This window comes from Nonomuraea sp. NPDC049646 (genome assembly GCF_044465525.1).
In the GTDB taxonomy this organism is placed as follows: Bacteria; Actinomycetota; Actinomycetes; order Streptosporangiales; family Streptosporangiaceae; genus Nonomuraea.
The window spans coordinates 80,322-90,558 of the sequence record NZ_JBITLU010000029.1 but is presented as its reverse complement, the minus strand read 5'-3'; the positions used below and the strand labels follow the sequence as shown (position 1 = coordinate 90,558).

Annotated in this window: 7 protein-coding genes; 2 read left to right on the top strand and 5 right to left on the bottom strand. The window is 69.8% G+C overall.

Annotation, left to right across the window (positions count from 1 at the left end; genetic code table 11):
- Nucleotides 1-159: 159 nt before the first annotated feature.
- Complete coding sequence (locus ACIBQ8_RS48525) at nucleotides 160-612, bottom strand: carboxymuconolactone decarboxylase family protein (RefSeq protein ID WP_397195592.1); 453 nt, start codon at nucleotides 610-612, stop codon at nucleotides 160-162.
- A 34-nt stretch (nucleotides 613-646) separates the two neighbouring features.
- Between ACIBQ8_RS48525 and ACIBQ8_RS48520 the strand changes: the two genes are divergently transcribed.
- A complete protein-coding gene (locus tag ACIBQ8_RS48520; RefSeq protein ID WP_397195591.1) occupies nucleotides 647-2,596 on the top strand; it encodes an aminotransferase class I/II-fold pyridoxal phosphate-dependent enzyme in 1,950 nt (649 codons plus the stop codon).
- A gap of 265 nt (nucleotides 2,597-2,861) precedes the next feature.
- Here the strand turns inward: ACIBQ8_RS48520 and ACIBQ8_RS48515 are convergent, their stop codons facing one another.
- The 4 genes from ACIBQ8_RS48515 to ACIBQ8_RS48500 all read right to left on the bottom strand — a co-directional run bounded on the left by ACIBQ8_RS48515 (nucleotide 2,862) and on the right by ACIBQ8_RS48500 (nucleotide 8,784).
- Nucleotides 2,862-5,936, bottom strand: coding sequence for a S8 family serine peptidase (locus ACIBQ8_RS48515; protein ID WP_397195590.1), 3,075 nt, complete (start codon nucleotides 5,934-5,936; stop codon nucleotides 2,862-2,864).
- Nucleotides 5,937-6,195: 259 nt separating this feature from the next.
- Nucleotides 6,196-7,068 carry a hypothetical protein gene (locus tag ACIBQ8_RS48510; protein WP_397195589.1) on the bottom strand — a complete coding sequence of 291 codons (873 nt, stop codon included), beginning with the start codon at nucleotides 7,066-7,068 and terminating at the stop codon, nucleotides 6,196-6,198.
- A gap of 91 nt (nucleotides 7,069-7,159) precedes the next feature.
- On the bottom strand, nucleotides 7,160-8,200 hold the full coding sequence (locus ACIBQ8_RS48505) for a CU044_5270 family protein (protein WP_397195588.1): 1,041 nt from the start codon (nucleotides 8,198-8,200) through the stop codon (nucleotides 7,160-7,162).
- The gene (locus ACIBQ8_RS48500; RefSeq protein ID WP_397169142.1) at nucleotides 8,200-8,784 is read right to left on the bottom strand and encodes an RNA polymerase sigma factor; all 585 of its coding nucleotides are present in this window, start codon (nucleotides 8,782-8,784) and stop codon (nucleotides 8,200-8,202) included. Before ACIBQ8_RS48500 ends, ACIBQ8_RS48505 begins: the two co-directional genes overlap by 1 nt.
- Nucleotides 8,785-8,929: 145 nt before the next feature.
- Between ACIBQ8_RS48500 and ACIBQ8_RS48495 the strand changes: the two genes are divergently transcribed.
- A complete protein-coding gene (locus ACIBQ8_RS48495) occupies nucleotides 8,930-9,457 on the top strand; it encodes a hypothetical protein (protein WP_397195587.1) in 528 nt (175 codons plus the stop codon).
- Nucleotides 9,458-10,237 lie beyond the last annotated feature (780 nt).

The window sequence follows — 10,237 nt, the reverse complement described above, 5'->3', positions numbered from 1 at the left end:
TGGGGGGGGGGTTTTTTGGGGGGTATGGGTTTGGTTACGGCTTTTTTTTTGGGGGGGGGGGGGGGGGGGGGTGGGGGGGGGGTGTGGGGGGGTGGGGGGGGGGGGGGGGGGGGGGCCCCCCCGCCGGCGCCCCCCCCCCGGCAGCGGGGAACGGCGGGTCTACTCGGTGCCGGGGGTCTTGCGCGTGGTCACGTTCATGCGGTTCCAGGCGTTGACCGTGAAGATCAGCGCGATGAGCTGGGCCAGTTCCTTGTCGTCGAACTGCCGCGCGGCCTCGTCGTACACCTCGTCCTCGACTCCGTCCGGCAGCAGGGTCACCGCCTCCGTCAGCGCCAGGGCGGCGCGTTCCTTCGCGGTGTAGAGACCGGCCTCCTGCCAGGCGCTGAGCTGGTAGATCCGCGCCTCGCTCTCACCGGCGCGGCGGGCGTCGCCGGTGTGGTAGTCGATGCAGTACGCGCACCGGTTGATCTGCGAGGCGCGGATCTGCACCAGCTCGACCAGCACCGGGTCCAGCCCTTCGCGGGCCACGGCGTCCAGGGCCAGCACGGCCTTGAAGACCTTGGGGGCGACACGCGAGAGGTTCATCCGTTCGGCAATGGCAACGTTCGTCATGGGCACCACGCTAGGAGCGTGATCGGCCCACGATATGGTGCATTTCGATGACTTCTTCCTGGGCCAATTCGTGAGCGGCAGCGACCTGCACCTGGAGCTCACCGGCACCGGCGGCGCCCGCGTACGGCTGATGCGGGCCCTGCGCGAGGCCATCCGCTCCGGACGGCTGGCGCCCGGCACCCGCCTGCCGCCCTACCGCGCCCTCGCCGTGGACCTGGGCATCGCCCGCAACACGGTGGCCGCCGCCTACGCCGAGCTGGTCGAGGAGGGCTGGCTCACCGCACGTCAGGGCTCGGGCACCCAGGTCGCGCACCGCGCCGCGCCTCTGGAGCCGGACCCGCGGCGAGCTCCCGCGCGTCCGTCCCGGGCGCGGATCGTCCACGACCTGATGCCCAGTTCCCCCGACGCCGCCGCCTTCCCCCGCTCGGCCTGGGCCACCTCCGCCCGGCGGGCGCTGACCGCCGCCCCCAGCGACGCCTTCGGCGTCGGCGACCCCCGCGGCCGGCCCGAGGTGCGTCAGGCGCTGGTGGACTACCTGGCGCGCACCAGGGGCGTACGCACCACGGCGGAGCACATCGTGATCTGCTCGGGATACGCGCACGGGTTGCGGCTGCTCTGCCAGGTGCTGCGCGGGCCGGTCGCCGTCGAGGCCTACGGGCTCGCCTTCCACCGCTCCGTGCTGACCGAGGCAGGGCTGAGGACCGTCCCGCTCACCGTGGACGCCCACGGCGCCCGGATCGAGGACCTTCCCGCCACGGACGCGCGGGCGGTCCTGCTGACGCCGGCGCACCAGTACCCGACCGGCGGCGCCCTGCACCCCCGGCGGCGGGCCGCGGTCATCGACTGGGCGCGCGCCACGGGCAGCCTGGTGCTGGAGGACGACTACGACGGCGAGTTCCGCTACGACCGCGAACCGGTCGGCGCCGTGCAGGGCCTCGACCCCGACCGCGTCGTCTACTTCGGCTCGACCAGCAAGAGCCTGTCCCCCTCGCTGCGGCTCGGCTGGATGGCGCTGCCCACCCGGCTGGTGGACGACGTGCTCGCCGCCAAAGGCACGCGCGAGTTCTGGTCAAGCGTCACCGACCAGCTCACCCTGGCCGACTTCATCGCCTGCGGCGCCTACGACCGTCAGCTGCGCCGGATGCGAGCGATCTACCGGCGCCGCCGCAGCCTGCTCACGGCCACGCTCGCCGAGCGCGCCCCGCACATCACCGTCAGCGGCATCGCCGCGGGCCTGCACGCGGTGCTCGACCTGCCCCCCGGCACCGAGGAGGCCACCCTGCGCGCCGCCCGCCGCCTCGGCCTCGCCCTGGACGGCCTTGCTCCCTACCGGCATCCCGACAGCGCCATGCCGGCACGCGACGGCCTGGTCATCGGGTACGGCACACCGGCCGAGCACGCGTTCGCCGCCGCGCTGGACGGCCTGTGCCTGGCTCTGCCCGGCCCCGATGACATCAGGATCACTGAGGGCCGCTGCACCGCTCTCGCCTTACGAGATCACGAGATACTCAGATGGGGTCCGGACGAGAGGGCCGGTCCACGGCCTGCAGATCCATGCCCCGCGAGGCACTCAGAACTCTCCCTGGAGGTAGTCGGGATGGACAATTCCACCGAGGAACTACGCGCAGCCGAACGCCGCCTTCAAGCGGCGCAACTGGCGGGTGACGCCGACGCCCTCGACACGCTTCTCGACGATCGGCTGATCTTCACCAACGGCATCGACGGAGCCCTGTACACCAAGCAGGACGATCTCGACATCCAGCGTTCCGGCGCCCAGTCGTTGACCCAGGTGGAGGAGGAGGATCTACGCGTCCTCGTTGACGGCACGACCGGCATCACCTGGTTCCTCGGCACCATCGCGGGCACGGCCGGCGGGCAGACCTTCCGCGCCCAGATGCGCTACACCAGGAGCTGGACCAGGGATGCCGCAGGTGACTGGCGGGTCGTCGCGGCCCACGCCAGCATCGTGCCCCCACAGCAGTAGCCAGCGTACGGCTCCGCACAACGCCTCGCAGCCTCCGGTCCCCTGTCCGTTGTGATCCATCGAGGGCAGGGCGAGGCGAACGGGCCGGTCGAACCCGAGCTGACCGGTCCGCCCGTCGGCCTCCGTCAAGCGCACCGCCAACCTCAACCGTCGCCGACGCGGGGAATCCAGCCAAACCATCGCCGCAGGGGGTGCTGATCGCAGGCGCGCACGTGTGCGGAGCCGGAGGCGACGGTGGTCGTCTCCGGCTCCACGGCTGGGGAGGCTATCCGACCGCGTAGGCCCGGTGGATGGTCTGGCTGACGCTGTTGTCCGCGCTGTCGGTCACCGTGGCGCGCAGGGACACGAAGCCCGCTGTGCGCGGATTGTCGATCTGCGCCGTCCACGCCGAACCCTCGGCCCTGACTCGGATGTCGCGCCAGGTCACTCCGTCATCGACGGACATCTGCAGGTGGATGGACGTCACGGCCGCCGCGGGAGCACCGGGGTTGCGTTCGATCCAGATGGGCAGCCGGGTGGACGATCCGGGCTTGGCCCGGTTGTACTCGTCCAGCCCCTTGGGGGCGTAGCGGACCGCCGACAGCGGGAGTGCTTCCCGCTCGGCGGTGTGCGCCGAGCGGAACGTCCACGTCGATGCCACCTTCGTGGACAGCGTGGAGTACGGCACCTGCCGGTCGGCCGTCGCACTGAGCGTGTACGTCGCGGGCTTCGCCGGGATGCCGGCGGTCAACCGGCAGGAATCGAGCTCCCACGGGCCGCACCCGGTGTAGTCGATCGTGGAGATGACCTGACCGTCCTGGGCGAGGCTGACGGTGCCGGTGGCCGCGCCATCCGTGCCGACCCGGCCGGGCACGCCCTCGGAGAACAGCCGGGCGCCGTCGAACACCACGGTGTCACCCTCTCGCCAGCCGCCCAAGGTGGCGAAGGACGGACCGCTCACGGCGGCGCCCCACGTCCGACGATCGCGGCCGTGGCCGGTGGGTTCCGTGGCCCCCGTGACCGCGGAATCGCCGACGCGCAGCGCGCTGGACCACTTGTACCCTCGCGTCCGATATTCCGTCAGCTTGCCCGGCAGCGGCACATCGTTCGTGGGGGTCAGGAATCCGGCAGAAACGCCTTCGACGGCGTTCGCCACGAAGTAGGTGCCCTTCGCGGCCGTTCCGGCGCCGCGGAAGGTCGTGGTCACCTGGTCGAGGTCCTTCACCCTGGCCGTGCAGGTGGGGTCCTCGGGCATGCCGTCCTGGCGTTCGTCCACCAGGTCGTAGCGGACGGGGGTGGGAGAGGCGTCCTTCTTGTGGAAATGCATCCTGCTGACGTACTTCAGTCCGGGCTGCTTGGAGCCGAGCACGAAGTACACGGAGCTGGGGTCGGGCCTGCCTCCGGCCCAGCCGAGCCACCATGAACCGTTGATCACCCACATCTCGGTCCATCCGCTGGTGACAGCCGTGGGCTCGTCCAGGGTGAACCTGATCGGTTTGGCCCTGCGCGTGTCCAGGACCACCTCCGTGCCCTGTTCGCCGACCTTCACCGGCAGGTGCGTGGTCGTGATGCGCGATCCTTCGTAGATGTCCACGTACAGGCTCCACTCGCCGGCGGGGAGCCGGTAGGTGTCCGGCGCGCCGATGAGGAGCATGCGAACGCTCTCGCCCTTGCCGTTGTAGAACTCCCCGACCGCGTCGACGGGCCGGCCGTCCGCGCCGAGCGCGCTGATCTTCACGTCGTGGGCTTCCGGCTCCACGTACGCGGTGGCGACGGTGCGGATGAGCAGGTCACCCGATCGGGCGGTGACGGCGCCCGGGTGATCACCGGGCTGTCTGCCGGTCCCGTCGATCGTCACGGTGACGGACGCCGTGCCTCTGGCGGGCACCTCGACCCGCTGTGCCGAGGTGCGCAGCACGCCGCCGTCCGCGGTGAGGTCGAGCGTGACCGGGGAGTCGCCGGCGTTGGTGTAGGTGATCTCCTTGGCCGCCTGCCGCTCGCCGGGTTCGCCCCAGCGGAAGACCGTGCCGATGTTCGCGGGGCTGGCGTACACCTCCTGGCCTATCGCGCGGACCACGTCGACGCGCCCGGCGCCCTGGTCGAAGTGCGTGGCGCCGGCCTGCGGCGCGGCGCTGCCGATGAGCGCGGCCTTGAGCTGCTCTCCGTTCCAGTCCGGGTGCCGCTGGGCGAGGATCGCCGCCGCGCCCGCGACGTGTGGCGCCGCCATGGAGGTGCCGCTGTGGGTGGCGTACGGGCCCTCTGCCGTGCCCTGCGCGGCCGCCGCCGTGATGTCGACGCCGGGGGCGGTCACGTCCGGCTTGATCGCGTGATCGCCCAGTCTTGGGCCGCGGCTGGAGAATTCGGCCATCTGGTCGGACTTGTCGACCGCGCCGACCGTCAGTGCCGCGTCGGCGCTGCCCGGGCTGCTGACCGAGCCAGGTGTTCCGTCGTTGCCCGCCGCGATGACGAACAGCGCTCCCGTACGCGCCGACAAGGCGTTGACGGCGTGCTCCACCGGATCGACGCCGGGCGTGTCCGGGCTGCCGACGCTCACGTTGATGATCTTCGCCTTGACTTCGGCGGCGGCCCATTCCATGCCTGCCAGCAGTGCCGATTCGCCGGCGTACTCGCCGCCGACCTTGCCGAGCGCGATCTTCGCCCCCGGCGCGACGCCCCGGTACTTGGCTCCGGCTCCTGCCACGATGGACGAAACGTGGGTGCCATGTCCAACGTTGTCGGTGATGTCGGGTTCGTCGGAGAAGTTGCGCGACTGCGTGACGACGTCCTTGAGATCGGGGTGAGTGGCGTCGTAACCGGAGTCGAGCACGGCGACCGTGACACCGGCTCCGGTCAGCCCCTGTTGCCACGCCTGCGGGGCCCCGATCTGTTTGACGCTCTGGTCAAGGGTGAGGGGCCGCTTGCCGTCCAGCCAGATCTTCGACTTGCCCCCGGCCAGTGACCGGGCGCCGGCCACCAGGCTCTGCCAGGTCTGGCCCGCGGTCACCTTGGGGACGCTCGTGGCGGCCAGCCCCAGCCCGGCGAACTCCTTCGCCTTCCGTGTTCCGCTGAGCCTCTGCGCCGGCTTCCCTTGGGGTGACTGCACGATCAGCGGTATCTCCGCCTTGTGGGCGTCGCCGTATCGCCAGGTGAGCAACTGCGTGACGTCGAACAGACGCTCGTCCAGCAACCCCTGCGCCAGCAGCCGCTTCGCGTCCTCTGGAATGACGTGGAGGTGGCCCTGACGGCGCTGAACGTCGAAGCGCTCCTTTCTGCCCGGTCCCGGCTCGATCCGGTGACCGTTCGCGGTGACGGTCACCCGGTCACCGGTCAGCAGCGTCACCGAGCCCGGCACTTCGGTCACCGGAGAGACCGGCTCTGCCGCCTGCGCGGCGCTCGTGGATCCGCTGGCGACGAGACATCCCGCCACGAGCATGGCGAGGGTTGCGTGTGTTGATGTCATCTGCTCTCTCGTGGTCGATGTGCGGGGAGTTGCTCGTCCGATGGGGCAGAGACGCTGATGGCCTGGGAAGCGACTCTGCCGCGCCACCGGCAGGAACCTTGGAGGCGGAGGAATCGGGGTGCCGCCCGCGCGCCACGAGCGGCCCCCTGGCGTGCTGTGGTCAGACGAGCTTGCGGTAGATCCGGGACGGGATCGCCTGTGCCGCGCCCTCCCGGCCGAACTCCCGGTAGACCCCCGACGTGATCTCCATGGCCTTGGGCGAGTAGGCGGGGTAGAAGTCCTTGCCGCACTCCAGGTCCTTCAGCGCCGCCTTGATCTCCTTGTCCAGGTACGGCCTGGCCTGCGCGGGCTTCAGGTTCGGCCGGAAGATGACGGTCTTGCCCTTGGGCAGTTCGCCCTGCCACGCCTTCTTCGCGACGTCGGACGCCTGCCGCACGATCTTCGCGTGGCTCAGACCGTCCAGCTCGGTCGGCTTGGTCTGGTTGACGCCCAGGCACGCGGCGAACTGCTTGCCCAGCTGGACGAGCTCCTTGTCCTGGTCGAGGACGCTCAACGACTTCCGTACCGCCTCTTCGAGCTGGTCGCCGTAGTCGTCCTGGGAGGTGACGGTCTTGCCCAGCACCTCCTTGACCGCCCGGGAGAAGCAGGATTCGTCGGCGGCGCGCCACTTCTTCAGCTCACCCGCCGACAGCGACATCAGCAGCTTGTTGTTCGGGTTGTCCTGCTGGACGGGGTTGACCACCTCGTCCTTCGGATAGACGTTCACCGACCAGACGCCGAAGCCGTACTTGGCCCGGTAGGCCCGCAGCGCCTTCAGGTCACCCGCGAGCCGCTCCTGCTCCCCGGGCTGCCACTTGTAGCGCGTCTCCGGGGAGGCCACGTACTCCAGGCCCCGCTCGGTCATGCAGGTGACGCGCTCGGCCTCCAGTTGCGTCTGCTTCTCGTACGCGGCGGCGTCCCCGGACGACGGCGACGCGGGCCCGCCGAACGAGCCGGCGAGCAGGGTGACCGCAATCGCCTTGACGATGAACATCGATGTTCTCCTTTTTGACGGCATGCCGGATCTGTCGGAAGGCATGCGAAACAGAACTCACGGCCGGAACGGCCGGATCAGAGGGAAAGTCTCAGCAGGGGATCTTCATGCGGGACGCCTTCGGCGACACCTCGGGCAGGCCGGTGGCGAGGTCGACGGCGAGCACCGCGCTGCCGGTCACCGTGCCCTTCTTCTCGATGTACTCGACGCCCGAGGACACCTTCACCTTGCGGTCCCTGGTGCTCACCGTGCGCTCGCCCAGATAGCGATAGGTCGTCCGATCGAAGATCAGCTCGGACCGGGTGCCGTCGCCCTCGTCCATGGCGGCGGCCAGGCCGGGGCGGCCGGCGGCGTCCACGGCGTCGCCGACGAGCACGATGCCGTCCAGCCCGGCCGCGACCTGGTACAGCGCGGCTCCCAGGCCGGGACGCACCACGGACTCGCGGACCAGGCTCTGGAGGGCGTGCCAGATGCGCAGCGGGTCCTCGCCCGTGTCGGTCACGATCTTCGCGCGCACCTGACCGGGGTCCGTCGGCCAGGCGCCGAGCCGCGCGTAGGCCGGCCGGCCGGGACAGGTTCCCGGCTCGTACACGATGTCCTCGACGCCGTGGTCCCAGTACCTCCGGGGCGCCGGTCCCGTGCCCGACAGGCTCTGGCTGCGGCTCAGCCAGGGCTTGCCCACGTCGGCGGCCTCCCACCGCTCCTCGCTGACGAGCACCCTGGTGTACTGCGTCTCGCCCGACTCGCCCTTGGTGTGCAGACTGCGCTGGACCAGCGTCTTGGTGTGCACGTACTGCCCGCGCACGGGCACCGTGTCGGGACGGTCGGCGGCGGCCCGCGCGGCCAGGGTGAGCAGCGCCTTGGCGTCGGCCGGAGGAGCGGCGAGCAGATGCCCGGGGGTACGCGGATCGGAGCCGCCCAGACTCGTCTGGGTGACGATGATGCCGCCGGTGAGCAGCACCGCCATGGCGCCGACCAGGGCGACGCGCCGGATCGGCGGCGCGCTGCGCCACGAACGGCCCGGACGTGGCGCGGGCGCCTGGCGGAGCAGGCGGTCACGTCCCCTCGCCGCCGCCTCCGGCGTCGGCTCGGGCTCGGCGAACACGGCCTCGACCAGCTTCAACTCGTCCATCACCACTCCCCGATCGGGTTGACGTCGCCGAGGGCCTTGCGCAGCTTCCTGCGCGCCCTGTTGATCCGGGACCCGACGGTCCCCACCGGGATGTCCAGGGCCGTGGCGATCTCCTCGTAACCCAGCCGGCCGAACACGAGCAGGAACACCACGTCACGATCACCCTTCGCCAGGCCCTTCAGCCCCCGTACCAGCTGCGGGCGGCTGGCCAGCGCCGCCAGTTGCGAGGTCACCTGGTCCTCGGGCCCGTCGGCGGTGTCCTCGGCCGCCACCTTGCTGAGCGCGTTCAGGCGGCGGCCCTCCCTGCGGCGGTGCCGGGCCACGACGTTCGTGGCGATGCCGAACAACCACGACCGCACGGTGCCCCGCTGCGGGTCGAAGCCGTGCCTGCCGTGGAAGGCGAGCAGGAAGGCGTCCGCGACCAGGTCCTCGGCCTGCTCGCCGCCGAGCCGGGCGGCCAGGTAGCGGTAGAGCTCGGTGAAGTACCGGTCGTACAGCAGGGCGAAAAGCTCGGGACTGTGCAGCGACCGCTCGACCACGGTGACGTCTTCCATCACGTCATTGGCGTCAGGTGGTGCAGTCATGGCGTCCTTCCGAAGGCGACTGTCATCCAGTGTTCGCCGCTCGGCAGGTTTTCTTCACGGCAATTCCCGTCCAGGCAGGGCCGGATTGCCGTCCGGTGAGCGCGGCGGCCTGAGACGCGGTTTATCGGTTTCAGGGACCGGGAGCGTGTCGGCGATCCGCCAACGGGCATGGATCAATGTTCATGCCCTCAGCCTCAGCGCGAGTTCCGGGCCGCCACCGGCCCTCCTCCACGCCGTTCGTCATGGGGCCACGAACCGCGGCGACTACTACTACGGCGGCGGCATGCTCTGTCCGACCTGCACCGCGCGCAACCTGCCGTGGCTGTCCGCCTTTGTCCACCGCGAGCAGGATGTCAGCCTGACCCTCCTCGTCACCCAGCAGCCTGCCCAAGACCACCTCAGCGTCGGCCGCGCGCACCACGGCGCAGCCCTCACCCTGGCCCCCTCCGCCACCACAGCGGGCGTGACCACCATACCCACGTCCGCGCCGGCCCCCATGACCACGCCGGCGCCCGCGGAGACCCCCACGCCGCCGACGCCTACCGTTACCAGCTCCCCCGAACAGCTGCCTCATCGAGCCGGCAAGCGCCCATCAACCGAGAACGCAACGGCATTGCTCCCGGCGCTGCCACTTTCACGTACCCACATCAACAATCACCTGTCCACTGGCTGACGGCGGCTAAGCGGCGGCGATACATGGACATAGTCTTTTAGACACCCATCCATGGACGATGGCTCCGCGTAGTTCGGCGTCGATTCCGGACCCGTCGTGGCGATCTCACCTGACACCGCTGGCGCGATTAAGTTGCAGACGCTTGAACCCTGTCCGCATGTGGCCACGACTGGAGGGTGATTTCCCGCTCGCAATCAAGTTTCATAGAGACGAACGGCGCGCCGCTGCCTCGATCACCGATTGGAGGGAATCATATGGCCACTCCCGCTGTCGCCAGCCTGATCAATAGGCAGTTACAGCTGGTGATCGGCATCGAGGACGCATCCCAGGTCATGCAGCGGACCGGGAAAAGACGGCCGGTCAACCAGTAATTGAAATCAAGCCCGCCCGCGATCCTGCCGGCGCCCACAAACTCTTCGCCGAACATTCGGGACAGGCGGGCATGTCACTGGTGCTCGCGTCGGGATTCGACAGTTCATCCCGGACTTTCTTGACGGGCGCATCTGTCGGGATTCGTTGCTGAAGAATATCTGTCATTTTGAATGTCGACCGGCTCAATTTGTTCACCACTGGCAGGGCACACCATCCGGTGTGTGTCAGGCCCCTATCCCCGTTTTCCCCTACCAAGGAGGTAACCATGGCTCCCTTCCCTCCGCGAGCTCGGCTGATCGTCAAGCATTCGGGCAAGGTGCTGGCCATCGAGAACGCCAGCCTCAAGGACGGTGCCAGCCTGAACCAGTACGACTCCGGCCACCAAGACAACGAGAAGTTCGAACTGCG